Source organism: Streptococcus mitis (assembly GCF_047459985.1).
In the GTDB taxonomy this organism is placed as follows: Bacteria; Bacillota; Bacilli; order Lactobacillales; family Streptococcaceae; genus Streptococcus; species Streptococcus mitis_DZ.
Genome location: NZ_JASHHD010000004.1, coordinates 28,883 through 53,371, shown reverse-complemented (window position 1 = coordinate 53,371; position 24,489 = coordinate 28,883). Strand labels below are relative to the sequence as shown.

The 24,489-nt window shown below is 41.6% G+C and carries 26 protein-coding genes; 6 read left to right on the top strand and 20 right to left on the bottom strand.

Going from position 1 to position 24,489, the window contains the following annotated elements; translation table 11 throughout:
• Window positions 1-48: 48 nt before the first annotated feature.
• The 4 genes from QM959_RS03975 to QM959_RS03960 are packed head-to-tail and all read right to left on the bottom strand — an operon-like array spanning window position 49 to window position 4,203.
• Window positions 49-582, bottom strand: a complete 534-nt coding sequence (locus tag QM959_RS03975) for an ABC transporter permease (RefSeq protein ID WP_414371588.1) — start codon at window positions 580-582, stop codon at window positions 49-51.
• Between the two features lie 60 nt (window positions 583-642).
• On the bottom strand, window positions 643-1,929 hold the full coding sequence (locus QM959_RS03970) for a response regulator (protein WP_414371586.1): 1,287 nt from the start codon (window positions 1,927-1,929) through the stop codon (window positions 643-645).
• A gap of 11 nt (window positions 1,930-1,940) precedes the next feature.
• Window positions 1,941-3,611 (bottom strand): sensor histidine kinase, encoded by a 1,671-nt coding sequence (locus QM959_RS03965; protein ID WP_414371584.1) that lies wholly within the window; start codon window positions 3,609-3,611, stop codon window positions 1,941-1,943.
• The gene (locus QM959_RS03960) at window positions 3,589-4,203 is read right to left on the bottom strand and encodes a YesL family protein (protein WP_414371583.1); all 615 of its coding nucleotides are present in this window, start codon (window positions 4,201-4,203) and stop codon (window positions 3,589-3,591) included. The genes QM959_RS03965 and QM959_RS03960 overlap by 23 nt, the downstream gene beginning before the upstream one ends.
• A gap of 134 nt (window positions 4,204-4,337) precedes the next feature.
• Between QM959_RS03960 and QM959_RS03955 the strand changes: the two genes are divergently transcribed.
• A complete protein-coding gene (locus QM959_RS03955; RefSeq protein ID WP_414371582.1) occupies window positions 4,338-4,907 on the top strand; it encodes an MptD family putative ECF transporter S component in 570 nt (189 codons plus the stop codon).
• A gap of 27 nt (window positions 4,908-4,934) precedes the next feature.
• Here QM959_RS03955 and QM959_RS03950 read toward each other — a convergent pair whose 3' ends face one another.
• The 5 genes from QM959_RS03950 to QM959_RS03930 all read right to left on the bottom strand — a co-directional run bounded on the left by QM959_RS03950 (window position 4,935) and on the right by QM959_RS03930 (window position 10,318).
• Window positions 4,935-5,627, bottom strand: coding sequence for a methionine ABC transporter permease (locus tag QM959_RS03950; protein ID WP_414371580.1), 693 nt, complete (start codon window positions 5,625-5,627; stop codon window positions 4,935-4,937).
• Between the two features lies 1 nt (window position 5,628).
• Complete coding sequence (locus QM959_RS03945) at window positions 5,629-6,690, bottom strand: methionine ABC transporter ATP-binding protein (protein WP_414371578.1); 1,062 nt, start codon at window positions 6,688-6,690, stop codon at window positions 5,629-5,631.
• Window positions 6,683-8,056 (bottom strand): M20 family metallopeptidase, encoded by a 1,374-nt coding sequence (locus QM959_RS03940; protein WP_414371576.1) that lies wholly within the window; start codon window positions 8,054-8,056, stop codon window positions 6,683-6,685. Before QM959_RS03940 ends, QM959_RS03945 begins: the two co-directional genes overlap by 8 nt.
• Before the next feature lie 96 nt (window positions 8,057-8,152).
• Window positions 8,153-9,007 (bottom strand): MetQ/NlpA family ABC transporter substrate-binding protein, encoded by an 855-nt coding sequence (locus QM959_RS03935; protein WP_000694524.1) that lies wholly within the window; start codon window positions 9,005-9,007, stop codon window positions 8,153-8,155.
• A 441-nt stretch (window positions 9,008-9,448) separates the two neighbouring features.
• Window positions 9,449-10,318 carry a LysR family transcriptional regulator gene (locus QM959_RS03930; protein WP_033680329.1) on the bottom strand — a complete coding sequence of 290 codons (870 nt, stop codon included), beginning with the start codon at window positions 10,316-10,318 and terminating at the stop codon, window positions 9,449-9,451.
• 131 nt (window positions 10,319-10,449) lie between these two features.
• On the opposite strand from QM959_RS03930, the gene QM959_RS03925 reads away from it, so the two are divergent.
• Window positions 10,450-10,956, top strand: a complete 507-nt coding sequence (locus tag QM959_RS03925) for a YbhB/YbcL family Raf kinase inhibitor-like protein (RefSeq protein WP_414371573.1) — start codon at window positions 10,450-10,452, stop codon at window positions 10,954-10,956.
• A gap of 283 nt (window positions 10,957-11,239) precedes the next feature.
• Here QM959_RS03925 and QM959_RS03920 read toward each other — a convergent pair whose 3' ends face one another.
• The 7 genes from QM959_RS03920 to QM959_RS03890 all read right to left on the bottom strand — a co-directional run bounded on the left by QM959_RS03920 (window position 11,240) and on the right by QM959_RS03890 (window position 15,739).
• The gene (locus QM959_RS03920) at window positions 11,240-12,070 is read right to left on the bottom strand and encodes an amino acid ABC transporter substrate-binding protein (RefSeq protein ID WP_371508286.1); all 831 of its coding nucleotides are present in this window, start codon (window positions 12,068-12,070) and stop codon (window positions 11,240-11,242) included.
• A 103-nt stretch (window positions 12,071-12,173) separates the two neighbouring features.
• Window positions 12,174-12,497, bottom strand: a complete 324-nt coding sequence (locus QM959_RS03915; protein ID WP_000253948.1) for an AzlD domain-containing protein — start codon at window positions 12,495-12,497, stop codon at window positions 12,174-12,176.
• Window positions 12,487-13,182, bottom strand: coding sequence for an AzlC family ABC transporter permease (locus tag QM959_RS03910; RefSeq protein WP_000659743.1), 696 nt, complete (start codon window positions 13,180-13,182; stop codon window positions 12,487-12,489). Before QM959_RS03910 ends, QM959_RS03915 begins: the two co-directional genes overlap by 11 nt.
• 119 nt (window positions 13,183-13,301) lie before the next feature.
• Window positions 13,302-14,312: a tRNA (adenosine(37)-N6)-threonylcarbamoyltransferase complex transferase subunit TsaD gene (gene tsaD, locus QM959_RS03905; RefSeq protein ID WP_414371571.1), complete on the bottom strand. Its 1,011-nt coding sequence runs from the start codon at window positions 14,310-14,312 to the stop codon at window positions 13,302-13,304.
• Window positions 14,302-14,739 (bottom strand): ribosomal protein S18-alanine N-acetyltransferase, encoded by a 438-nt coding sequence (gene rimI / locus QM959_RS03900; protein WP_414371569.1) that lies wholly within the window; start codon window positions 14,737-14,739, stop codon window positions 14,302-14,304. Before rimI ends, tsaD begins: the two co-directional genes overlap by 11 nt.
• Window positions 14,736-15,419: a tRNA (adenosine(37)-N6)-threonylcarbamoyltransferase complex dimerization subunit type 1 TsaB gene (gene tsaB, locus QM959_RS03895; RefSeq protein WP_414371567.1), complete on the bottom strand. Its 684-nt coding sequence runs from the start codon at window positions 15,417-15,419 to the stop codon at window positions 14,736-14,738. The genes rimI and tsaB overlap by 4 nt, the downstream gene beginning before the upstream one ends.
• A 104-nt stretch (window positions 15,420-15,523) precedes the next feature.
• Entirely contained in the window at window positions 15,524-15,739 is a 216-nt protein-coding gene (locus QM959_RS03890; RefSeq protein ID WP_247935275.1) for a hypothetical protein, read from the bottom strand.
• A 279-nt stretch (window positions 15,740-16,018) separates the two neighbouring features.
• Between QM959_RS03890 and QM959_RS03885 the strand changes: the two genes are divergently transcribed.
• Together QM959_RS03885 and rnjA are read left to right on the top strand one after the other, a co-directional pair.
• The gene (locus QM959_RS03885; RefSeq protein WP_000639572.1) at window positions 16,019-16,252 is read left to right on the top strand and encodes a DNA-dependent RNA polymerase subunit epsilon; all 234 of its coding nucleotides are present in this window, start codon (window positions 16,019-16,021) and stop codon (window positions 16,250-16,252) included.
• Window position 16,253: 1 nt separating this feature from the next.
• A complete protein-coding gene (gene rnjA, locus QM959_RS03880; protein ID WP_000331986.1) occupies window positions 16,254-17,933 on the top strand; it encodes a ribonuclease J1 in 1,680 nt (559 codons plus the stop codon).
• Window positions 17,934-18,072: 139 nt separating this feature from the next.
• Here rnjA and mnmG read toward each other — a convergent pair whose 3' ends face one another.
• The 3 genes from mnmG to mnmA form a co-directional block, all read right to left on the bottom strand.
• Window positions 18,073-19,986 carry a tRNA uridine-5-carboxymethylaminomethyl(34) synthesis enzyme MnmG gene (gene mnmG, locus QM959_RS03875; RefSeq protein ID WP_414371565.1) on the bottom strand — a complete coding sequence of 638 codons (1,914 nt, stop codon included), beginning with the start codon at window positions 19,984-19,986 and terminating at the stop codon, window positions 18,073-18,075.
• Window positions 19,987-19,995: 9 nt separating this feature from the next.
• Entirely contained in the window at window positions 19,996-20,451 is a 456-nt protein-coding gene (locus tag QM959_RS03870) for an NUDIX hydrolase (RefSeq protein WP_414371563.1), read from the bottom strand.
• Between the two features lie 140 nt (window positions 20,452-20,591).
• Window positions 20,592-21,713, bottom strand: a complete 1,122-nt coding sequence (gene mnmA / locus QM959_RS03865) for a tRNA 2-thiouridine(34) synthase MnmA (protein ID WP_414371561.1) — start codon at window positions 21,711-21,713, stop codon at window positions 20,592-20,594.
• A gap of 302 nt (window positions 21,714-22,015) precedes the next feature.
• Here mnmA and QM959_RS03860 point away from each other — a divergent pair, with 302 nt between their 5' ends.
• Window positions 22,016-22,831: a hypothetical protein gene (locus tag QM959_RS03860; RefSeq protein ID WP_414371559.1), complete on the top strand. Its 816-nt coding sequence runs from the start codon at window positions 22,016-22,018 to the stop codon at window positions 22,829-22,831.
• Window positions 22,832-22,941: 110 nt separating this feature from the next.
• On the opposite strand, the gene QM959_RS03855 is transcribed toward QM959_RS03860, so the two are convergent.
• The gene (locus QM959_RS03855; protein ID WP_414371557.1) at window positions 22,942-23,568 is read right to left on the bottom strand and encodes a LysM peptidoglycan-binding domain-containing protein; all 627 of its coding nucleotides are present in this window, start codon (window positions 23,566-23,568) and stop codon (window positions 22,942-22,944) included.
• 241 nt (window positions 23,569-23,809) lie between these two features.
• Here QM959_RS03855 and sdaAB point away from each other — a divergent pair, with 241 nt between their 5' ends.
• Window positions 23,810-24,481 (top strand): L-serine ammonia-lyase, iron-sulfur-dependent subunit beta, encoded by a 672-nt coding sequence (gene sdaAB, locus QM959_RS03850; RefSeq protein WP_414371555.1) that lies wholly within the window; start codon window positions 23,810-23,812, stop codon window positions 24,479-24,481.
• Window positions 24,482-24,489: the final 8 nt, after the last annotated feature.

Sequence of the window (24,489 nt, the reverse complement as noted above, 5' to 3'; positions counted from 1 at the left end):
AAAAATAACTACCAAGATTGTATCTTGATAGTTATTTTTTGTCAATACTTAGGCAAGATCTTCTGTTTCCTCTTCTTCAGCCAAGGCTTTCTGCTGACGCCACATCTTATAGAAGACCAGGGCTAGGAAAAGAACATTGATGACGATATAGAAAATGCTAACAGCTTTTGAACCAACACTTATGCCTAAACGCATAGTCTCATCTTGAACCAATTGTAAAGCATCTTGCAAAGTCACATAGCTATAAATTGAACCAATAATAGCTAACAAAACATAGCCAACATAAGTATAATTTGCATATTGCAAATTCTTACGAACAAGGAAGACAATCGCTACTACAACTAAAATAGCAGATAGCACAACCAAAGCAACATTAAAAATAGAATGAGATGCTTCTGCCACTTTATAGCTATAATTAATGGTATCTTCTAATTGCTGAGCATTGACACCCCCAGCTTGTGGGTGACTCGTACGAAAGGCTTCTTTGCTAGGCAAGGGACTCAAAATTCCAAACAGAGACATAGCTGAAATAAGAGCAGATAAGATTAGCAAGACCCATAGATAAATCGGTTTCTTTTTCATGATAGAACCTCCTGATAATATTGTTTATATTATAGCACCTTTTGTAAAGGAATACAAATTTTATAGTGTAGTTTCTACCTGTTTTCGGTAGGCTTTTGGCGATTTTCCGCACAATTTTCGGAACACTTTATAGAAATATCCCACATTACTGTACCCAACAGCATAACAAATATCTTCGATACTGTCACTAGTTGAAAGCAAGAGCTGCTGGGCAGCCTTAATGCGTTGTTTGTTTAAAAGCTCTGCAAAGGTCGAATCGGTTTCACGCTTAATCAACTGCCCCAGATAGACAGGATTGATAAAGAGATCCTTACTGATATCCTTGAGAGAAAGTTCTTTCTGATAATCACGCCCAATAACTTCTAGCACACTGACCACATTTTCATTCATACGATATTGTCCAAAGAATCGAGTCAGAGTTTCCTTGATATAAGGAACCAATTCATCGAAGGATTGAATAGCATGAATCTTTTTGACGATATCGGTCAGGTCATCAGCTTTGAGATGTTCAAACAAGTGAAAAACATCCATGACAAACTGAATAAAAAGCTGTTTGGTAATCGGAACACGAGGTGTATTTTCAAGAACTACCTTCTCCAAGAGATTCAACTCTTCTACGATTTGATTGAGATTTCCCTGAATGATGACCCTATAAATCGGTTCGTAATAGGCAAAGAGACTCTCAGACTGTTTTAGATTTACAGAGCCGTAAAAGAGGGCTTTCTCAGCATTCAGCTTCCAGCGTTCAAAGTGTTCTTGATAAGGAGCTTCAAAAGCTGTAACGACTAACCCATCTAGGGGTTGGTCAGAAATGAAAATCTGCCAGTCTTGACCCAAGACATAGTAGGGAATGGTGAAGGAGCCTTGTTTTTCCTTGGATAGACCTATCCACCAATTCTCCTTACCTCCCAGATAACTAACAAATCCAGCCTCGTCTAAATCTTGACTGAGGGTCTGACTTTTCTTTCCTCTCTCGCCGAGCTGACCTGCAATCTTTTCCAGCAGATTTCCCAACTCTACCTTATCAACAGGCTTGACCAAATAGTCCACCACACTAAGGTTCATAGCTCTTTTTACGTAATCAAACTCCTGATAACCTGACAGCAGGATATAGGCAGCATCTGGTAAAATCTCTTTCATCTCCCGAATCATATCAAGCCCTGTTTTGTCGGGCATATTGACATCTGAAATGATGACATCGACGGGATTTTCCTGAACATATTCTAGGGCTTCATCGGCATGACTGGCTGTTGCGACGACCTCCATATCCCACTTATCAAAGGGAATCAAACGTTTCAGACCTTCTGTCACCATGTACTCGTCATCTACTAAAAATACTTTATACATTTTCTCCCTTTCTACTCATCTTGAATTGTAATACGATACTGAACACCTGCTTGCTCTGCAGACTCTATAGTAATGCCATAGCGGTCCCCAAAATAGAGCACAAAACGCTCGTGTACATTGGCAATCCCGATAGACTGTTTTTGACCACTGTAGCTGGCTTGGTGTTCAAACTGTCTCTGACTTAATTTTTCTCGGAGTTTTGCCAGCTTTTCAGCCGACATACCACGGCCATTATCGACCACCAAAATTTCCACTAAACCATCTCGTTTAAGAGCCTTGATGCTTATCACATTATCTGTCCGTCTATGGTCAACACCATGCGCGAAATAATTTTCTACTAGCGGTTGCAAGGTAAACTTAGGAATCTTCATATTTTCTAACCCTGGATCTATCTTGAAACCATAGGCAATGGATTTAGGATAGCGAACCATGCAGAGATAACTGTATTTACGACAAAATTCTAATTCCTGTTTGAGAAGGGTTTCTCTTTCGTCAGAAATATTATTACGCAAGAGACTACTAAACTCATAAATGATATCTGCCAACTCGTCTTGACTCTGCATAACTGCATACATGCGCAAGAACTCCAGCGTATTATACATAAAATGAGGATTGATTTGCGCCTGTAAGGCTCGCATGTTGGCATCTTTTTGACTAAGTTCTAACTGGTAAATATCATGGATATTCTTTTCTAATCGATCCAACATATCATTGGTCGTCTCTGCGATTAGGAGCAATTCCTGATCCTTCTCAAGCGTATCAATGCGAAGACCTTCTTGTCCTTGAGCAATAGCTTGAATGGAATCCACCAAATCCACTACCTGCTTTTGGTAATTAGCAAAGGTCTGCCTCAAAGTCAGATAAAGAATAACAATAAAGAGAAGGCTCAAGCCCACAATCAAAGCAGAGCTAGTCACTGTTCCTTGTAAAACAAAGTTTTTAGGAACTGCCACCTGAACCTGATAGCCATGAGATGTCATACCAACAAACCAGTTCTCATGTTCCCTATTGAGCCTCTCACCAATATGAAAAATCTCCGTATCAAAAGGCGATGTCACAGTAACGGCCATCGGGATATGACCTCGGGTATTGTCAATGGCATGATATAAAACTTCTGGATCCAAGGAGATGTATATCACTCCTATAGATTGATCCGTTGCTGGATCCAGAACAGGAATTCCAAAACTATTGGCCTCCGGTTTAAAGGCTTCAGCAGGCAAGACATGACCACTTCTTTTATCCCTTGTTGAAACATAAACTTCTTTAAAATCCTGCAAGACGATTGCAACACCCGTTATAGAGTCATTTTGAACATACAGATCATCAATATTTTCATACAGAGAAATAGAAGTTGACGAAGCTGCTTGATGCTCCAACAGCCAATAAAAATACTCAGAAGTTGACAGGCTAAAGTACTTATAAATCCCTTGTATACGGTCTTGATTGGCTACTAACTCTTGTGCTAGCTGAGCTGACTCCCGATAATAATACTCTACCTCATCGACTGTTCGAGTGGTTACACGCTGGGCTACTCTCTGGGCTTCCTTTTCCCGTGAATCCCAGTCAGCGTACGAAAGTAAGATTGCAAAACTCGCAATAATAATCATCATAACTGAACTGTAGGTTCTCAGAAGCGTATGTAGCCAAAACTGCTTCATTCTATTTTGTCGCCAATTTTTCATGGATACTTTCATAGACCGGTTCCAACATATCACTGATAAAGAAATGCCACATCCCAATTCCTACAAAAAAGAGAAGAGCAGGCATATAGTAACCAATTGCCACAAGTAGCACTGTCCCAAGAAAAACCTTTGCCACAGCTGCTAGGCTCATAAAGATGCCAATCAAGGATAGTTTGAGACTATTTCGATAGGACAAGTCAAAATAAACTTGTAGTTTCAAAGACACTGTATAGGCTAAAAAGATCAGTGCGACTACTAGGACATTCAAAAAGGTGGCAATCAAATGAACGATGGTCTGATGAGGCAATTGCACCAAGAGATACAAGCCATAGATTAAAACTAGATCCACCCCTAAAAAGCTATAGAAAATCAGGTTGCTTGAGATAAAATTTTGCTTATAAAGAGACCAAGCTTCCTTCAAACTATATTCCCGAAAGCTATAACCATGTTCTGCATATAGGCTCATCAAGGTGGCACTAGCTGGCGCTAGACCAAGAATAATCCCTCCTGCCAAGGTTAATAGCCAAAAGAAGGCTGTCGCAATCATCCCTAAAAAGAAACGATTAAAGACAAAGTCTAAAAATCTACCCATGATATCCCCCTAAAAATAACTATGAAACTATTATATCATATTTCAAGCGTTTTCAAAAACATAGACTATCCATTTACAATCCCACCAAACCGTGGTACAATGAGAATTGTGAGAAAATTATCAGGAGACAATTCATGAAAAAATCTATCTTAACTACACTGCTTTTTGCAGTTCTTTACTTCCTCTGCATGGGGATTGGTGTCCTTTTGGGCAATCTCCTCGACCAAACTGGAAACATGTTTTATGCACCTGCCTTTACTGCCCTTGTCGGCGGTAGCGTCTATATGATCCTGGTCGCAAAAGTTCCGCGCTTTGGAGCCATTACCACTATCGGCATTGTCATCGCCCTCTTTTTCTTGGGAACTAAACACGGCGCCGGTGCCTTCCTTCCTGGAATTATCTGTGGTCTCCTAGCAGATGGAGTAGCTCATTTAGGCAAATACAAGGACCAAACTAAGAACTTCCTTTCTTTCGTTATTTTCGCCTTTAGCTCAACTGGTCCAATCTTACTTATGTGGATTGCCCCCAAAGCCTATATGGCAACCCTTCTCGCAAGAGGAAAATCTCAAGAATATATCGATCGTATCATGGTTGCACCAAATCCTGGAACTATCCTTCTTTTTATCGCAAGTATTGTCATCGGAGCCCTAGTTGGTGCCTTGATTGGACAAGTCTTAAGTAAAAAATTTGCGCAGAAAATTTGATAAATAAAAAGAGCCACACGGCTCTTTTTATTTATGGCTCAATTTCTTGGTCAAGAAGTCTCCCAAGAACTGGATTGTAAAGATAATCAAAATGATAATGATGGTTGCCAAGATGGTCACATCGTGATTGTAACGGTTAAATCCATAAGCGATGGCTACGTTACCGATACCACCAGCTCCAACTGCCCCCGCCATAGCTGTTTCCCCAACAAGGGAAATCAAGGTCACAGTCGTCACACGGATCAAATCTGGAAGACCTTCTGATAGGTAAACACCCACGATATCCCAGAAGGTCGCTCCGCTCGCTTGAGCCGCCTCAATGACACCGCCATCTAACTCAGCCAAGACAACCTGCACCTGACGGGCAAAGAAGGCAAATACTGCAAAAGATAACGGTACAATAGCGGCGTTTGGTCCGATACTTGTTCCTACGAGCAGGTGTGAAAAAGGTGACAAAACTGCCAAGAGAATGATAAATGGAACCGCACGGAAAATAGAAGTAATCTTGTCTAAAATCCAGAAAACGACCTTATTTTCCAAGACACCACCTGGCGCTGTCAAGACAAGGAAAAGCCCTGCAACTAGCCCCAAAAATCCTCCGATGATAAAGGAAAGAACCGTCATATAAAGAGTCAAGTAGATAGCTGTTCCCCAGCCAGCCTGACCAGACCAACCCATCTTGTAGACGTTTGGTAAATATGTTTGAATCAAGTCTGCCATCTCACTGTCCTCCCTTCAATACTTTTAGTTGCACACCTGCTTGACGAATGGCATCTTGAGCGTTCGCCAGCGCTTCTTTTTCTCCAGATAAAACAACCACAAGTTCACCCACTGGAGTGCCATCCAAAATTTCAATATTCCCATAGAGAATATTGGCCGTTACTTGGTAGTGCTTGTACAATTCATTCAAAAGTGGCTCATCTGTAGATGTTCCTGCATATTTGAGTTGCACCAGAATGCTATTGTCAGACAAATGTTCCACGATTTCTTGCTTCTCAATCTTAACCATAGCTTCGTCAATACCTGTCGCAGTTGAGATAAAGTCTTGAGTCAAAGGTTGTTTAGGGTCTGAGAAGATTTCAAGGACACTACCCTCTTCAATCAAATGCCCATCCTGCATGACTGCCACACGATTAGCAATGTCTTTGACAATCTGCATTTCATGCGTAATCAAGACAACAGTCAAACCTAATTTTTGGTTCAAATCTTGCAACAAGGCCAAAATCTGCTTGGTTGTCTTCGGATCAAGGGCAGAAGTTGACTCATCTGAAATCAAGATTTTTGGATCATTTGCCAAAGCACGCGCAATGGCCACACGCTGTTTTTGCCCTCCAGATAGTTGTGAAGGATAGTTTTCAGCACGGTCTGCCAAGCCAACCAAATCCAACAACTTGGCTACTTTAGTTTTCTTTTCTTCCTTGCTGAGTCCAGAGTGTTTAAGAGCAAAGGCTACATTCTCCTCTGCTGTCTTTTGACTCATGAGGTTAAAATGCTGGAAAATCATTCCAATATCTTGACGTTTACGACGTAACTGCTCAGCCGTCAAGGTCACTTTGCCATCAAAAATCACATCGTCGTCAATGGTGATTTTCCCTGCAGATGGCTTTTGCAAGAGGTTAATCACCCGTACAAGGGTTGATTTCCCTGCTCCAGAATATCCAACGATTCCGTAGATATCCCCTTCTTGGATGTGAATGGTCACATCCTTGACCGCTGTGATGGTTCTCTTCTTTTGATGAAAAGTCACATCGATCTGATCCAACTTGATAATATCTCTACTCATAGCTTCTAATCAGCTCCTCTACTAATTCAATATGGGTGTAGTAATCGGCGATTCTCACGTTCTCATCTCCACCGTGGTCTCGACTATTGGCATTTCCTAGACCGAAGGCCACCATTGGCACCTCTAGGACATCAAAGACCGTATGCATAGGCCCTGTCCCAGCTGTAGTCGGCAAGACTGAAACGCCCTGTGGATAGAATTTCTTAGCCAACTCGATTACATTGAGAATAGCTGGCGCGCTCATATCGCTTCGATAGCTCATCTCTCCCAAGGTATAGTATAATTCTACCTTATCAAAGCCATTTTTGTCTAGCTGTTTCCGAATTTTTTCCAGAACATCATGCGGTTCTAGACCAGGAACCAAACGAACTTCTAGCTTAGCACTGGCTTCTGCTGGCAAAATCGTTTTAACTCCTTGTCCTTGATAACCTGACTGAATACCTTCGATATTAAGGGCTGGCTCAAAAAAGAATCGTTTTAGAAAGGCTGCACGGTCCTCTTGTAAGAGAGGTAATTCCAAACCATAAATCTGGCTGATTTCCCCTGAATTTCGTTGGGCGTAGGTGTCCACCAAGGCTAATTCTCGTTCATTTGGCTCTTGAACTTCTTCGTATAAGCCTTCAACCAAGATACGACCATCTGCAGCGCGAAGAGACTGTAAGGCTTGAAGGAGGTACCAAGGAGCTGATTCCACAACTCCACCATAACTAGAGTGGATATCCACATCAGCGCTTTTTACCCTGGCATCAAAGGTCACAATCCCCTTATTTCCACCAGAAATTTCCAGTTGTTCCAAGGCATTCTTGGTTCCTTGTTCCCAGACCAATAAATCCGCACCACGAAGTTTATCCGCATGTTTTTCCAGATACTTATCTAGGTCTGTCGAGGCAGATTCCTCCGCTCCCTCCATGATAAAACTGATGTTGACAGGAAGATCATCATGGTGCTGCATATATTTTCTCAAAGCACTCAAACGAGCCGTGATATGACCCTTGTCGTCATCAACCCCACGCCCATACATGAAACCATCACGCACCGAAAGAGTAAAGGGATCCTCTGTCCAGACCTGATCCCCATCCGCTGGCACAGTGTCATAGTGGTTATAGAAAATCAAGGTCTTAGCATCTGGACGCGAGCTCTTGAAATGCGCCATAACAAAGGGCGCCGTATAGCTCTCATCAATCTCCACTTCAGCGCCAACACGTCTGAAAATCTCACCCAGATAAGTTGCGACTTCCTTAAGTCCAACCTGCTGGGCAAAGACCGATTTCTTAGAAATCAAGGTACGCAAAACCTCAAAATAATGTTGGGCTACATGATCCTTTTCAAATTTTTCAATTTGTTCTTGTTCACTAGGAAAAACCATACTCTCTCTACCTTTCTATGAACTACTCTTCCTGACAATCCATGCTCTATACAAAAGCAAGAGGTGGAATTTTCTCTCCCACCTCCCTGTTTCTTATTACCAAACTGGTTGATCCAAACCGTCTGATGTTTCTTCGATAACTTTTTTCACTTCATCTGTGTGGTAAGCCGCAACAACTTTCTTGATAGCATCAGCCTTAGGTGATGTTTCCCAATCTTTTTTCGCAACGATGATGTTGTACCATTGTTTTGAGTTTTCATCAGCTTGTTCTTTGAAGAGTGCTTTCTTGTAGTCCAATTTTGCTTCTGTAACGAAGGTATTGTTTACAACGGCAGCGTCAACTGATGACAATGAACGAGCTGTTTGGCTAGCGTCCAATTCAGTGATTTTCAAGTTCTTTGGATTTTCTTTGATGTTAGCAACTGTTGCAAGGGCAGTTCCAGAAACATCCAATTTAATCAAGCCAGCTGATTGAAGCAAGTAAAGCGCACGGCTTTCGTTTGTAGCGTCGTTTGGTACAGCAATTTCTCCGTTTGCTGGGATGTCTTCTACTTTAGTGTACTTGTTGTCACTTCCATTCAAACCTGAGTAAAGACGGATTGGAGAGATGTAAGTATCAGCAATCGCTACAAGGTCTTTCCCGTTTTCTTTGTTCCAGTTGTTCAAGAAGTTATAGTGTTGGAAAGCATTCAAGTCTACTTCGCCATCAGCAGTTGCCTTGTTTGGTTGTGAGTAGTCTGTGAACTCTGTAAATTCCAAGGTAATGCCGTCTTTTTTAACCAATTCTTGGATTTTGTCCCAACGTTTTTCTTCAGAACCGCTACGGTTAACCGTTGCGATTTTGATAGTTGTTGCATTGTCTGCTTTCTTTTCTGAGTTTCCGCAAGCTGCAAGAGCCAAACCTGCGACTGTAGCAAGGGCTGCTACACCTAACCATTTTTTGATTTTCATGATTCTATCTCCTTTAAAAATAATACCGTACTAGTATCTCACAATTTATTTGATTTCACAAATTGTTATTAGATAGTCAGATATATAGTTTAAAACTATATATCTAAAAATAAAAACAGCGTAATATCAAGGTTTTTCAGAACTAAATCTACTTATTAATTTCTAAAAATATGAATCAATATTTTTTAAATAGGGGAATAATTTAGTTCTGTAAAAATTAACTACTGCACTTCAACATCATGATAGCAGGTTTTATTAGCATTCCCTAAAAAATGTAGAGATTAAAATCATATCACAAGTATAAAGTTAACGCATAAAAATAAGGATAAATCTAAATTCTTTTAAGAAACTATTCTCATTAACTATTTTCCATTTCATTCATTAATCCATTGATTAAGATGTAAATCAAAAATCACTAATAGTATCAGTGACCTTTGATTCTTAAATTGAATTTTGCTCCTTTAAAATAAAGTCTTTAAACGCATTATTGAAAATAGTGATAGCTTTAGAAGCTTTTCTGCTCATTAAGTAAGTAAAAGAAACGGGGGTTGTTACTGTAGTGGTTTCAAGATGAGCAATCTTATCTGTAAAAGTCTTTTTTAAGTAAAGGGGCAGAAAGGAAATGCCTTGATTCATTTCTATTAGTTTGGCAGTTACTGTAATATCATTGATAGTAGTGAAATCGGCTTCTGGGACTAGCTCAATGATTTCTTTTTTTAGATTTTCCCAATAGACGGGGTGGTTATCGGATAATATTTTATAGTTTTTAAATAATTGTAATTCGTCGCATTTGACTGTTGTTTTGGGATAAAAGAGGGCAATCTTTCCTTCACAAATTTGTTCGGATATGATTTTTTTACTATATGGAACTTCTCTATCAATACCAATATCGAATGTATTCGTTTCAATAGCTTGTTCAATATGGCTATTTAGCACGGATACAGAGATATCAATATCTGGATAGCGCTGAAAGAATTCCTGTAAAAATTGTGGTAAAAGGTATGTGGCAATGTAAGGAGATACGGCTATTTCTATATGAAATTGTTGTTTTTTATTTTGTAGCCTAATCTTTTGAATACTTTGCTCATAGGTTTGTATAAGATTTTCAGCAATCTCTATAAATTCTCTTCCAACAGCAGTTAGTGTCAAGTTTCTTCCCACTGTTTCGAAAAGTTGAACTTGAAGGTGCTTTTCTAATTTCTTAATTTGTTGATGTAGCGTTGGTTCGGTAAGAAATAGCTCTTCGCTGGCTTTACGATAATTGAGATGTTTTGATAATACCAAAAAAGTGTAATACCAATCTAAGTTCATAGTGACTCCTATTTATAAATTTTTTCTTAATGATTTCTAAACTTTTTTCAAATTTTAAAATACCTTGATATAGTATACCATATTATTAAAGATAAGAGCTCTTATCTAATAAAATAAGGAGTGAGGTAAAAATGAAAATTAAAACAACATTTAATAATATTTTACCAAAGGAGTTTGGAAAGGAAGCAAAAAGGGAAGATATAATGCAAGGAAATCCGGTTCGTTCTTTTGCGTTTGAAGTTGATAATTTACCCAAAGGTACTGAATATATCGCTTTTACTCTTATTGATTATGATGCCATTCCTGTTTGCTCTTTTCCTTGGATTCATTGGAGCGTTGCTGATTTAAAAGTTAATGGTGATAGTATTCAGATTGAAGAAAATATGAGCCGAATTGGTCAATTAATTCAAGGTAAAAATAGTTTTTCTAGTCAATTTTTAGATGGTGATTTTTCTGAAATTGATACAATGTTTGTTGGACCGACTCCACCTGATCGAGACCATAACTATACTTTAAAAGTGTTTGCATTATCCGAGAAAACAGGACTTAAAAATGGCTTTTGGGTTAATGAATTACTAAATAAAGTAAAGGATTTAACTTTGGATACGGTTGAGTTAGACCTTATTGGAAAATGTTAAAGTCATGATTGGTAAACCTAAATAAATTATACGTTTAGGTCTTGTTATTATCTTGTAAAACCAGTAAAGTAGCTAATTCTACTGTTTTTAGGGAGTTAGCCACAAATCATAACCACCCGTGAAATGAACTGCACCCCAAAAGTTAGACAGAAAAAATCTAACTTTTGGGGTGCAGTTCAATAGCGGGTGTTTTTTTTGTCTCGCACCTAGCGGAGCGAGACGGACTAATAGTCACATAACTGAGAAATCATCCACCTTATTCAGAATGGATGATTTCAAGAAATTATTTAATATCAGCTTCTGCTGGTAAATAAGTGTCTCCGAAGAATTGTTTAGACAATTTTTCAAGAGTTCCATCTTTGTAGAGTTCTTGGATGCGTTTGTCCACAAACGTTTTCAACTCATCTTGACCTTTAGCAAGAAGTGGGTAAACGTAAGGTTGCTGGTCGCTTGGAAGTTCGATCACTTTCAAGTTGTCCAAACCTTGGTCCTTGATGACTGTTTCAACACCGATTTTATCAAAAATCTTGTAGTCAAACTGGCCATCGCTCAAGCGTCCCATGATTTGTTGGAAGTCTGCTTTAGTATACTTTAGGACAGTTGGATTATCTGAATGTTGTTTGTTGTAGTCTTCTAGCTGTTTAGCAGAAGTTGTCCCTTGAACAACTTCTGTTGATTTTCCACCGATATCATCAAGCGATTTGATGCTAGGGTCATCTTTTTTCACTACAAGAACGTTAGGGTTTTTAGCAGTTGGAGCTGCATAAAGGTATTTTTCAGCACGTTCTTTAGTGTAGCTGATGTTGGCAACAGCCATATTGTAACGGTCGGCATCAAGTCCTGCAAAGACTCCTGACCACTCTGTCTTCTCAAACTTGACATCATACTTGTCAGAGTCTTTAAAGATAGCGCGAACCACTTCAATTTCGTAACCAGTCAATTCGCCATTTTCTTCATAGTTGAATGGTTTTGGTGTAGCATTAGTTGCAACGATAATTTCTTTCTTGCTAGCTGCTTCTCCTTCTTTCTTAGCACCACCTGAGCAAGCTGCTAACACACCTGCAGCAACAAGAGCAAGGGCAGCAAGAGATGAGTATTTAACGATTTTTTTCATGTCATTTCCTCCAAAATAGAATACCTTATAATCTTAACAGAAAAAGACCATTTGCGCCATTATATGATATCTATCTCTGTGATAAATTTTTTTTATGGCTAATTTAAAAGACCAAGCGCAAGACGGCAATCAAGACTACTCCGAAGAGAACCGTTCCGACTAGATTACGGTAGCGAAAGGCTACCCAAGCCGTTGGAAAGACTGCTAAGAAGTCCAGCCATTTGATTTGAGGAAGGCTACCAACCTTGCCTGTCACTACGCTTGAAAGAATCAAGGCAAAGATAATAGAAACGGGCAAGAACTTCAAAAAACGCTCAACGATTGCAGGCAAACCCTTATACTTGACCAAGATGAAGGGAATCATACGGGGAATCCAGGTCACCAAGCCAGAGAAAAGAACTGCTAATAAAAGATACTTACTGACCATCTAAAACCACCCCCATTGTACAACCAAGTAGCGTCGCAAACAGAACAGCTAGTGACTGAGACACCACTGTCAAGAGCAAAAAGAAGGACACCGCAACAACTGCTAGGATAATGAGCAGATTGCGGACAGGAATCCGTCTTTGCATAATCTGGAATTGCGAAGCAAAAATTCCGATGAACATCCCAACCAAAGCAAAGTCCAGCCCAAAGATTTCTGGATTTGGTAGCAGGCCACCCAGAGCCGTTCCGACTACTGTTCCCACAAACCAAGCCACATAGCTGTTAAGATTGTTTCCGTGCATCCACATCGGATTGACCTTGTCTGTATGGGCCAATTCGCCCATCAAAACGCCATAGGTCTCGTCAGTCAAAAGGCTAGACATACCGATATTTTGCCAGAGACTGGTATGACGGAAATAAGTCGATGCATGTAAACTCAACAAAAAGAGACGCAAATTGATTAGAAAAACCGTCATGGCAATAGCTGCTACAGGTGCTTGAACCGCAATCAGGGCCAACATGGCAAACTGGGCGCTCCCAGCATAAACAAAGAGGCTCATCAAGCCCATCTCCACAGGTGTCACATAGGGCGCACCGATAATCCCACAGGCCAGCCCAATACTGACATAACCAAGGGCCGTTGGCATGGCTGCCTGCGCCCCCTCCCAAAATCCTTTTTCTTTCATCTTTCTCCTCATATTGTCTTAATAAATAGGCTGAATCAGTTCCAGCCACAGCATGGACTATTATAACACATTCAGGACAGAGAAAAAAGTCTGCTGATTGTAATCAGACAGACTCTTCTTTATTCCATAGTATCAAAAGCGAGACTTGGTTTGGCATTGAGGTCCAAGCTTGCAAAGTTTTCTTTGTTCCACTCGCTGACGCTGGCATAAGCAATCATACCTGCATTATCTCCGCAGAGGCGCAGAGGTGGGATGATAACCTTGACATCTGTGATTTCGGTTGCTAGGCGTTCTCTGAGACCTTTATTGGCTGCTACGCCACCTGCTACGACTAGGGTTTTAACAGGGTATTTCTCCAAAGCCTTCTTGGTTTTTGCCATGAGAATATCCATAACTGCAGCTTGGAAGGACGCACACAAGTCCTCTGTAGATAGGCTTTCCCCCTTTTGTTCGGCATTGTGGTGAAGATTGATAAAGGCAGATTTCAAACCTGAGAATGAAAACTCCAGATTGTCTTCCTTAATCATGGCACGAGGAAAATCATAAATATCCTGCCCCTGATGAGCTAGCTCGTCAATCTCCCGACCTGCAGGATAGGTCAAACCCATGACACGGCCGACCTTATCATAAGCCTCTCCAACCGCATCATCTCGCGTTTCCCCAACAATCTTGTAATCACCAGCCTCAGACACATAAACCAACTCTGTGTGTCCACCGCTGACCAAGAGGGCTAGCAAGGGAAACTCCAAAGGCTCCACACTCTGAGCTGCCATGAGGTGACCAGCCATGTGATTAACGGGAATTAGTGGAAGTCCATGCGCCCAAGCAAAGGCCTTAGCAGCTGACAAACCAACTAGTAAGGCTCCGACCAAACCCGGTCCATAGGTAACTGCAACAGCTGTCACGTCTTCTGCGGTAATCCCTGCTTCTGCTAGCGCCTCCTCAATACAGGCTGTAATGATCTCAACATGGTGTCGACTAGCTACTTCTGGTACTACGCCCCCAAAACGTTTGTGACTTTCAATTTGACTCGCAATAACATTGGACAAGAGCTCATCGTCGTTTTTCAAGACGGCGACACTAGTCTCATCACAGGAAGTCTCAAATGCTAAAATATATCTATCCTTCATCTATTTCTCTCTTCATGATGATGGCGTCCTCGACTGGATCATGGTAGTAGCCCTTTCGCTCAGCGATGACCGCCATCTTTTCTTTCTTGTAAAATGCTTGCGCTCGTTGGTTTGACTTTCTAACTTCGAGGAAAATCTCCTTGTCTGTCGGCAATTGAGCAAACAAAGCTGACGCAATTCCCTGACCCTGATAGGCTCCTTTGATAGCGATTTGCAGGACTTCTGCTTCAAAAAGATTCTCCTGCACGGCTAGAAAGCCAATCACTTCGGCCCCATCATACGCCAGAGCATACCAGGTCTGGTCTTGGGACAGGTCTGCTTGAATTTGTTCCAACGTCCAAGGGCTGACTGGATAAACAGCTGCCATAATAGCGTAGATGGCTTGAGACAAGTCAGGTTGCTGTTGGATTCGTTTGATTTCTATCATAGGCGTTTAATGTAGGACTCGCCAGATTCGGTGTGGTTCTTGAGCCAATTTTCTTCAGCCTCAACACGTTTGAGGTAGTTCGGCACAAAATCTTGCAAAGAGTCTGCTTCCTTGTCCCAAGCCCAAAGAGCAAGATTGGCTGCATTTGGTAAGGTTTCTTTGTAATTCATCCTTGGCAAGTGTTCTTGAATCTGCTCCACAAAGGGGCCAACTTCTCCGACAAAGGTAACCTGACTAGCACCCTTGATTAGCTCGATAACTCGCTCAAAGGGCAAGTGCGCTTCTGGCATGACAGGTTTAGCATTTTCATAAAATCCTGCATAAACATTATTGCGACGTGCATCCATCAAAGGAACGAACAAGCCTTCTTGTTGGTATGGCACCAGAGCCAAGAGGCTAGACATACCAACTAACTCAATATTCAGAGTATGAGCCAGCGTCTTAGCAGTGGCTACCGCAATTCGCAAGCCCGTATAACTACCTGGCCCTTCTGCCACCACGATTCTATCCAAATCCTTGGGTGTCCAATCCAAACTCGCCATCAAAAAATCAATGGCAGGCATGAGGGTAATACTGTGATTTTTCTTGATGTTAATAGTCGTCTCGGCAAGAACCTGCTTGTCCTCTAAAATAGCGAGAGAAAGAGCCTTGCTGGACGTATCAAAAGCTAATACTTTCATAACACATTCCTATCTTTTTGTCTGTTTACTATTATACTACAAAAGCTGGCACATGGGAATTTTCTTTACCCCCAAACAAAAATGCCCCAGTATGAGCAGGGCATCTAAGCATTTAATCCAAAGAAAAATACAAACCAAACGACATAGGTCACGAGGAGGAGAAAAAGCGAGTAGAGAGTCACAAAGGTAATCTTCCACAAGAGCTTGCTTTGTCGTTGTTCCAGTTTTGTAAACAGAAGATTCCCTCCATAAACGCAAGCAACAAAAACGATAAAAGCTACCAAGCGAAGTCCGATAGCAAAAGCAAATAAGTTATACATAGGGCAACCTCCTTGACTTAAAAACTATAGGAAATGGTAACCAGCGATAAAACTCATTTCCATTATCAAAATAACATATTTTCTTTATTATTGCAAGCGCTTACTAAACAAATAGCCCTATGACTTTCTCGTTTCCGTCTTTTACTAATCTTTCATTTTGTGGTATAATTGAAATAATTGTAACGAATCAAGGTCAATCTAGACACAAAATGGAATGAAATCAAGCAAATCTCTGCTAAAAGTTTGGAATAAGCTGACCTGTAAATAGAAAGGAACTATATGATTTACAAAGTTTTTTATCAAGAAACAAAAGAACGTAGCCCACGTCGTGAAACAACACGCGCACTTTACCTAGACATCGATGCCAGCTCAGAACTTGAGGGCCGTATCGCTGCTCGCCAACTTGTCGAAGAAAATCGCCCAGAGTACAATATCGAGTACATCGAACTCTTGTCTGACAAATTGCTAGATTACGAAAAAGAAACTGGCGCCTTCGAAATCACGGAGTTCTAATATGGCCTATACTCTTAAACCTGAAGAAGTTGGTGTTTTTGCCATCGGTGGTCTGGGAGAAATCGGGAAAAATACATACGGGATTGAATACCAAGACGAGATTATCATCGTTGATGCTGGGATTAAATTTCCAGAAGATGACTTGCTGGGTATCGACTATGTCATTCCTGACTACTCTTACATCGTAGACAATATCGACCGCGTTAAGGCTGTTCTGATTACCCACGGACACGAGGACCACATCGGTGGGATTCCTTTCCTGCTCAAGCAAGCAAATGTCCCTATCTACGCTGGACCGCTTGCCTTGGCTTTGATCCGTGGGAAACTCGAAGAACACGGCCTCTTGCGCAACGCCAAACTCTACGAAATCAACCACAACACTGAGTTGACCTTTAAAAATCTCAAGGCAACTTTCTTTAGAACGACTCACTCGATCCCAGAGCCTTTGGGGATTGTCATTCATACTCCTCAAGGGAAAATCGTTTGTACGGGTGACTTTAAGTTTGACTTTACTCCAGTTGGAGAACCTGCAGACTTACACCGTATGGCTGCCCTTGGTGAAGAAGGCGTGCTTTGTCTTCTGTCTGACTCAACAAATGCAGAAGTGCCAACCTTTACCAACTCTGAAAAAGTCGTTGGTCAGTCCATCATGAAGATTATCCAAGGCATCGAAGGACGTATCATCTTTGCATCCTTTGCCTCAAATATCTTCCGTCTCCAACAAGCAACAGAAGCTGCGGTTAAGACTGGACGTAAGATTGCAGTCTTTGGCCGTTCGATGGAAAAGGCTATTGTCAACGGAATCGAGCTTGGTTACATCAAAGCTCCTAAGGGAACCTTTATCGAGCCAAATGAAATCAAAGACTACCCTGCAGGCGAGGTTCTCATCCTCTGTACAGGTAGTCAGGGTGAGCCGATGGCTGCCCTCTCTCGTATCGCAAACGGAACCCACCGTCAGGTACAACTCCAACCAGGCGATACAGTCATCTTCTCTTCAAGTCCTATCCCTGGAAATACCACTAGTGTCAACAAGCTGATTAACATCATCTCAGAAGCTGGTGTTGAAGTTATCCACGGTAAGGTTAACAATATCCATACATCTGGACACGGTGGTCAGCAAGAGCAAAAACTCATGCTCCGTTTGATTAAGCCAAAATACTTCATGCCTGTCCACGGTGAATACCGCATGCAAAAAGTCCACGCTGGACTAGCAGTGGATACTGGTGTTGAGAAGGACAATATCTTTATCATGAGCAATGGCGATGTGCTTGCCCTTACTGCAGATTCTGCTCGTATCGCAGGACATTTCAACGCTCAGGATATCTACGTCGATGGTAATCGTATCGGTGAAATCGGTGCAGCAGTCCTAAAAGATCGTCGCGATCTATCGGAAGATGGTGTTGTACTTGCTGTCGCAACCGTTGACTTCAAATCTCAGATGATTCTATCTGGACCAGATATTCTCAGCCGTGGTTTTGTCTACATGAGAGAGTCCGGCGACTTGATTCGCCAAAGTCAACGTATCCTTTTCAATGCTATTCGTATCGCTTTGAAAAACAAAGATGCCAGCGTCCAGTCTGTCAATGGCGCTATCGTAAACGCCATTCGACCATTCCTTTACGAAAATACTGAACGTGAACCAATCATCATTCCAATGATTCTCACACCAGATGAAGAATAAAGCAAGAAAACAGCCCCGTCTTCGGAGCTGTTTTTCTCTATGCTTTCTTTTGAGATTGAAACTCAATAAAAATCAAAATCAGACTAGAAGGCTAGGCGAAAGCATAACTCAAGTTAGGTAAGCCGACGCCGACGACGTATTATTTTGATTTTTGAAGAGTTTTAGAAATACTACGATTTTTACCTTCCAAATACACCATCAAAATAGAAATATCTGCTGGGTTTACTCCCGAAATACGGCTGGCTTGGCCGATGGTTTCTGGATTGATCAGTTTGAACTTCTGGCGGGCTTCGGTTGCGATAGAATCAATGTCATCCCAGTCAATATTGGCTGGAATGCGTTTTTCTTCCATACGTTTCATCTTGGCAACCTGATCCATGGCTTTTGAAATATAGCCTTCGTACTTGATTTCTGTTTCAATCAATTCGATAATCTTGTCATCCAAGTCCTCTGCAGCTGGTCCGATAAAGGCCACCACATCTTGGTAAGAAACTTCTGGACGGCGAAGGAATTCCTTGGCTGTCACTGCATCTGTCAACGGCTTGAATCCCATCTCCTCAACCTTAGCGTTCGTTTCCTTGACTGGCTTGAGTTTGATGCTGTCTAGTCGCTTCATCTCATTGTCAAACTGATTTTTCTTGATTTCAAAACGAGCCCAGCGTTCATCGTCAACAAGGCCAATCTCACGACCCATCTCGGTCAAACGCATATCAGCATTGTCATGACGGAGGATGAGACGGTATTCGGCACGACTGGTCAAGAGACGGTAGGGTTCAATAGTTCCCTTGGTCACCAAGTCATCAATCATAACCCCGATATAACCGTCACTGCGCTTCAAAATCAACTCAGGCTTGCCTTGGATTTTCAGAGCCGCATTGATACCAGCGATAATCCCTTGACCAGCTGCCTCTTCGTAACCAGATGTACCATTGGTCTGACCAGCTGTGAAAAGTCCTGAGATTTTCTTGGTTTCCAGAGTCGCACGCAACTGATGAGGCAAGACCATGTCGTACTCAATGGCATAACCAGTTCGCATCATTTCAGCATTTTCCAAACCTTTGATGGAATGAACCAGCTCACGCTGGACATCCTCAGGCAGACTGGTTGACAAGCCTTGAACATAGACTTCTTCTGTATTACGACCTTCTGGTTCAAGGAAGAGTTGGTGGCGTTCCTTATCCGCAAAACGCACAATCTTGTCTTCAATCGATGGACAGTAACGAGGTCCCACTCCCTTGACCACACCTGTAAACATAGGCGCACGGTGGAGGTTGTTTTGAATAATTTCATGACTGGTACCATTGGTGTAGGTCAACCAGCATGGAACTTGGTCTTTGACATAATCCTCATCGCGCGAAGTATAAGAGAAGTGATTGGGCATCTCATCTCCTGGTTGAATCTCTGTCACATCGTAGTTGATAGAAGAAGCCTTGACACGCGGAGGTGTACCTGTCTTGAACCGACCGATTTCGAGTCCCAGTTCCTTGAGATTGTCAGCTAGGTTGATCGAAGCTAGACTATGGTTTGGCCCTGATGAATACTTGAGGTCCCCAATGATAATTTCCCCACGGAGAGCTGTCCCTGTCGTCACGATAACGGCCTTTGCAGCATATTCCTGATGGGTCGCTGTACGAACACCGACAACCTTGCCATCTTCCACCAAAATCTCATCAATCATGGTCTGACGAAGGGTCAGGTTTTCTTGATTTTCAACCGTCTTGCGCATCTCCTTAGAGTAAAGCTCCTTATCAGCCTGCGCACGAAGGGCACGAACGGCAGGACCTTTTCCTGTGTTGAGCATCTTCATCTGGATGTAAGTCTTGTCAATGGTCTTAGCCATCTCACCACCGAGGGCATCAACTTCACGCACGACAATCCCCTTGGCAGAACCACCGATAGAAGGATTACAAGGCATGAACGCCAGCATTTCAATGTTGATAGTCGCAAGCAAGACCTTACAACCCATACGGCTAGCGGCCAAGGAAGCCTCAACCCCAGCGTGTCCCGCACCGATTACAATAATATCGTATTCTTCAGTAAAATTATAAGTCATATTTCTCTCCTATTCCTCAAGATGAATGTGTCGCAGTTGGCCGTCCCAATCGGGTAAGGCTGTTTTTAAAAAGGCTGGAACTAGCTGGTAAGCCTCAAGCTTATCCAAGTCAATCCATTCACAGGGTTGCGTCTTCTCATCTTCCTGCATGGTCAATGGAGCATCTTCAAGCAAATCCACTAAATAATGAAACTCGATATTGTGATAGGAAATACCGTCTTGTTCAAAACGATTTTCAGCCACGAAAGCTAGCTGTCTAGCCTCAGCTTTGACACCCAGTTCTTCTCTCACTTCACGGACTACCGCGTCCTCCGTTCTTTCGCCGACTTGGATAGCACCACCAATAGTGTAATACTTGTCCTTGTCTTTTGTGACTAGGAGCTTACGATTTTGGACAATCAAGGCTGTCGCCCGAACACCAAAAACCGTATTTTCTACTTTTGTCCGAAAGTCTTGTTGAGTCATTCTTGTCCTTTCCCTTAAACGACACAAAAACAGTCAAAACTCGTAAGAAGTGCAGGACAAAAAAGCCTGCAACATCCATGAGCTTTGACCATCATTTCTATTGCTTTTATTATTGTAGCAAATTGAGAAAATTTGTCAATCTAAATGTACTGACAAACTTGTCCATCGCGGTAAGCATTATCAATCAAACCACCACCGAGACACTCATCACCATCGTAAAAGACAACTGCCTGTCCTGGGGTAATCGCACGCTGTGGCTCCGCAAAGATGACTTCTGCCTTGTCTCCCTTGACATGGACGGTCACCTTAGAATCAGGCTGACGGTAGCGGAATTTAGCCGTACATTCGAGCGTAAACTCTTCTGGCGTCTCACGAGTAAAGTGGACTTGACTGGCCTCTAGGCTAGTTGACATGAGCGAATCATGGTAGAAACCTTGGCCGACATAGAGAATGTTCTTGCTTAAGTCTTTTCCAACAACGAACCAAGGGGCATTGTCACCGCCGTGCTGACCACCGATACCGAGTCCACCACGCTGACCAATCGTATAGTACATAAGACCTGCATGCTCACCCATATCGCGACCATCCACAGTCATCATGCGACCAGGCTGAGCTGGCAGATAGTTGCTGAGAAAGTTTTTAAAGTTCTTTTCTCCGATAAAGCAAATCCCTGTTGAATCTTTCTTCTTAGCAGTCGCAAGGCCTGCTTCTTCTGCTAGTCTGCGAACTTCAGGCTTTTCCAAATGTCCCAGTGGGAACATGGTTTTTTGGAGTTGTTCTTGCGAAAGTTGGCTGAGGAAATAGGTCTGGTCCTTGCCATTGTCCACGCCGCGAAGCATGTGAACAGTACCTTCCTCATCACGCGCCACTCGGGCATAGTGCCCAGTCGCTACATAGTCTGCTCCCAAGGTCATAGCATAGTTCAAAAATGCCTTAAACTTGATTTCCTTGTTGCACATGACATCTGGATTTGGCGTGCGTCCTGCGCGGTATTCCGCTAGGAAATACTCAAAAACGCGGTCCCAGTACTCTTTTTCAAAATTGACAGAGTAGTAGGGAATGCCGATCTGGTCTGCCACCGCAGCCACATCCTTGTAATCTTCGGTCGCCGTACAGACGCCGTTTTCATCTGTGTCGTCCCAGTTCTTCATGAAGATACCGATCACATCGTAGCCCTGCTCCTTGAGAAGAAGAGCCGTCACCGACGAATCAACACCACCACTCATCCCCACAACAACACGTGTTTTAGAGTTATCACTCATGGTAAATCTCCCATCTATTCGTTTATTCACGATTGAAGGTCGTGTGTGCTTCACGATTGAAGGTCGCTTGAGCAGTATTCATTATAACACGCTTGTCTGGAGAAGACAAGAAAGAGGCTAGGAATCTTGCAACCTCTCTGTAATTACATATATAATTGTTTAAAAAGAGGGTAATTTATACCGTAATCCCTCTACTGCTTATTATCTTATTTATAAAATAAACTAAAAATGATATACTGTAATGAGGAGGAATACTTACATGATCCCTTAAAGATACTACCATCCATGTACGTAGAACGATTGTGAAAAACTACAAAGATATTCTAAAATCAAAAAACACCATTTTTACTATTATCATTGTCGCAAGTCTTGGACTTTTAATAGGTTTAGTCATTCATCAAGAAAACATCTTAACAGAAAGAGGCAATATTGCTTTCTTCAAACGGCAAAAAAATGAACAAGATATCGAACAAGTAAAAAAAGCCATCAAAGATTTTAATATCGATTCTGAAACGATTATAGAGGATTGGAAAAAAATTCAAGAATTAAAACCAACTACTGACGAAGGCAAGCAAACATTAGCAGACTTTCTTGCTACTACTGCTGATAAAATCACCAATCATTATAGCGAAAAAGCTTTAAAAATGGATATAAAGGAATCCGATAGCCAGTTTGAAGATAAACAAACACTTGAAACAGCCATCACTTCCTTACAAAAAATACTAGAAATCATTAAAAGTGTCAATTCTACAAGCGAACAATCCACTATTGATGAAAAAATAAAACCAATTCAAGAACTGATTTCTAAATTCCAAAAGCAAGTTGAAGTCTTGACTAAAAAAGAAGAAAAGTCTAACCAGACTGAAACGACTAGTAGCGTTCAGGGAGTAGAAACCTACAATTCAGAAGATAGTAACTACACTCCAACCTACACTGAATTATATGGAAGCATCAATAATTCCCAAGCACCTGCAGCTGAGCATTATTCATCTGGTAGTGGTGGAAATAACGTTGTCAATACAGGAGATCAAGCAGAGGCTAATACCAATAGTAATAATGCTGAAGATAGCGGTACAAATAGTCATCAACCGACTAATTCAGATGCAGACAATCCATAAACTTGTCAGAGCCTTTATAAACCTACTATCACTAATATTTAAAAATTATCTTTCATCAAATAGAAATAATAGTACACAAAAAGAGCCATCAAAGGCTCTTTTTCTATTTCTTAATACCAGCCGTTATTAAGCCAGAAGTTTTTAGCGGCTGTCCATGAACCGTAACGTCCTGCAACGTAGGCATCTGCTACACGTTCTTGGTTTTCTGCTGAGTAGTCACCGTTCAAGTATGAATCTGTCAATTGGTAACGTCCGATGTAACGTCCGTTTGTAGCTGTGTAGCTACCGCCTGATTCTTTTTGAGCGATCCATTCTTTAGCTTCTGCTTCAGATCCGCTTACAGTTGAAGCAACTGTTTCTTCTGCTGCAGGTGCGCTTGCCACTGGAGCTGCTTCCTCTGCTACTTCTGTAGTTTCTGCTACTGGAGCTGAAACAGTTTCATCCTGAGCAGCTGGTGCTGCATAAGTAGCTGGCGCTGGTGTTGCAACAGGCGCCACAGGGCCATCGATAACCAACTCTTGACCAACATAAATCAAATGAATGTTATCAATGTGGTTGTTTTCTGCCAATTTCTCAACAGTTGTGTTGTGAGTCTCAGCGATTTCTGAAAGTGTATCACCTTCTTTAACAGTGTAAGTTGATGATTCTTGAGCAGATACAAATGATGGAGCAAATACTGCAAACAAGGCAGCTACTCCTGCAAGAGTTGTTTTAATCTTTTTAGTTGTTGATTTCATATTTGAAAATTCTCCTTCTTTCTATAGTTCTATCATACCCTTTAAATATTACCGTTTCTTGACACTTTTATGTAGAAATATTACAAAATTATTTTTTATTTCCCTAAACAAGCTATTCTTTGTCATAAAGGATACTATTTTTATGCTATTTAAGGTATTAGAAAGGTTTTCATCCGCAATTAAAGCCAAGAGCCTCATTCTTTGATATAATAGAGATAAGAATTTTTATAAGGGGAAACTGATGAAATCACTTCGTTTTCAATCTGTCTTTGATATCATCGGACCGGTTATGATTGGCCCATCTAGTAGCCATACCGCTGGTGCTGTTCGTATTGGGAAGATTGTCTCTTCCATTTTTGATGATACTCCAACAGAAGTCGAATTCCAACTTTTTAACTCATTTGCCAAGACCTATCGTGGTCACGGGACAGACCTAGCCCTTGTCGCAGGTATTTTGGGCATGGATACAGATGATCCTGAAATCCCAAACAGCCTGGAAATTGCCCACAAACGTGGTATTAAGATTGTCTGGACCATTCAGAAAAACAGCAATGCCCCTCACCCCAACACCACTAAAATTACTGTCAAAAATGCTCACAAGACCATCAGCGTGACTGGTATTTCAATCGGTGGAGGGAATATTCAGGTCACCGAACTCAATGGCTTTGCCGTCTCTCTCAATATGAATACACCGACTATCATCATCGTTCATCAAGATATTCCAGGTATGATTGCCCTCGTAACAGAGGCACTTTCCCGCTATGATATCAATATCGCCCAGATGAATGTCACTCGTGAAAAAGCTGGTGAAAAAGCTATTATGATTATCGAAGTTGACAGTCGCAACTGTGATGAGGCCATCGAAGATATTCGAAAAATTCCTCATCTCCACAATGTCAATTTCTTTAAATAGGAGGAAGC

Excerpts from the sequence above, each read along its gene's own strand:
- QM959_RS03975 (WP_414371588.1), bottom strand. The coding sequence starts at position 582 with ATGAAAAAGAAACCGATTTATCTATGGGTCTTGCTAATCTTATCTGCT.
- QM959_RS03970 (WP_414371586.1), bottom strand. The coding sequence starts at position 1,929 with ATGTATAAAGTATTTTTAGTAGATGACGAGTACATGGTGACAGAAGGT.
- QM959_RS03965 (WP_414371584.1), bottom strand. The coding sequence starts at position 3,611 with ATGAAAAATTGGCGACAAAATAGAATGAAGCAGTTTTGGCTACATACG.
- QM959_RS03960 (WP_414371583.1), bottom strand. The coding sequence starts at position 4,203 with ATGGGTAGATTTTTAGACTTTGTCTTTAATCGTTTCTTTTTAGGGATG.
- QM959_RS03955 (WP_414371582.1), top strand. The coding sequence starts at position 4,338 with ATGAAAAAATCTATCTTAACTACACTGCTTTTTGCAGTTCTTTACTTC.
- QM959_RS03950 (WP_414371580.1), bottom strand. The coding sequence starts at position 5,627 with ATGGCAGACTTGATTCAAACATATTTACCAAACGTCTACAAGATGGGT.
- QM959_RS03945 (WP_414371578.1), bottom strand. The coding sequence starts at position 6,690 with ATGAGTAGAGATATTATCAAGTTGGATCAGATCGATGTGACTTTTCAT.
- QM959_RS03940 (WP_414371576.1), bottom strand. The coding sequence starts at position 8,056 with ATGGTTTTTCCTAGTGAACAAGAACAAATTGAAAAATTTGAAAAGGAT.
- QM959_RS03935 (WP_000694524.1), bottom strand. The coding sequence starts at position 9,007 with ATGAAAATCAAAAAATGGTTAGGTGTAGCAGCCCTTGCTACAGTCGCA.
- QM959_RS03930 (WP_033680329.1), bottom strand. The coding sequence starts at position 10,318 with ATGAACTTAGATTGGTATTACACTTTTTTGGTATTATCAAAACATCTC.
- QM959_RS03925 (WP_414371573.1), top strand. The coding sequence starts at position 10,450 with ATGAAAATTAAAACAACATTTAATAATATTTTACCAAAGGAGTTTGGA.
- QM959_RS03920 (WP_371508286.1), bottom strand. The coding sequence starts at position 12,070 with ATGAAAAAAATCGTTAAATACTCATCTCTTGCTGCCCTTGCTCTTGTT.
- QM959_RS03915 (WP_000253948.1), bottom strand. The coding sequence starts at position 12,497 with ATGGTCAGTAAGTATCTTTTATTAGCAGTTCTTTTCTCTGGCTTGGTG.
- QM959_RS03910 (WP_000659743.1), bottom strand. The coding sequence starts at position 13,182 with ATGAAAGAAAAAGGATTTTGGGAGGGGGCGCAGGCAGCCATGCCAACG.
- tsaD (WP_414371571.1), bottom strand. The coding sequence starts at position 14,312 with ATGAAGGATAGATATATTTTAGCATTTGAGACTTCCTGTGATGAGACT.
- rimI (WP_414371569.1), bottom strand. The coding sequence starts at position 14,739 with ATGATAGAAATCAAACGAATCCAACAGCAACCTGACTTGTCTCAAGCC.
- tsaB (WP_414371567.1), bottom strand. The coding sequence starts at position 15,419 with ATGAAAGTATTAGCTTTTGATACGTCCAGCAAGGCTCTTTCTCTCGCT.
- QM959_RS03890 (WP_247935275.1), bottom strand. The coding sequence starts at position 15,739 with ATGTATAACTTATTTGCTTTTGCTATCGGACTTCGCTTGGTAGCTTTT.
- QM959_RS03885 (WP_000639572.1), top strand. The coding sequence starts at position 16,019 with ATGATTTACAAAGTTTTTTATCAAGAAACAAAAGAACGTAGCCCACGT.
- rnjA (WP_000331986.1), top strand. The coding sequence starts at position 16,254 with ATGGCCTATACTCTTAAACCTGAAGAAGTTGGTGTTTTTGCCATCGGT.
- mnmG (WP_414371565.1), bottom strand. The coding sequence starts at position 19,986 with ATGACTTATAATTTTACTGAAGAATACGATATTATTGTAATCGGTGCG.
- QM959_RS03870 (WP_414371563.1), bottom strand. The coding sequence starts at position 20,451 with ATGACTCAACAAGACTTTCGGACAAAAGTAGAAAATACGGTTTTTGGT.
- mnmA (WP_414371561.1), bottom strand. The coding sequence starts at position 21,713 with ATGAGTGATAACTCTAAAACACGTGTTGTTGTGGGGATGAGTGGTGGT.
- QM959_RS03855 (WP_414371557.1), bottom strand. The coding sequence starts at position 23,568 with ATGAAATCAACAACTAAAAAGATTAAAACAACTCTTGCAGGAGTAGCT.
- sdaAB (WP_414371555.1), top strand. The coding sequence starts at position 23,810 with ATGAAATCACTTCGTTTTCAATCTGTCTTTGATATCATCGGACCGGTT.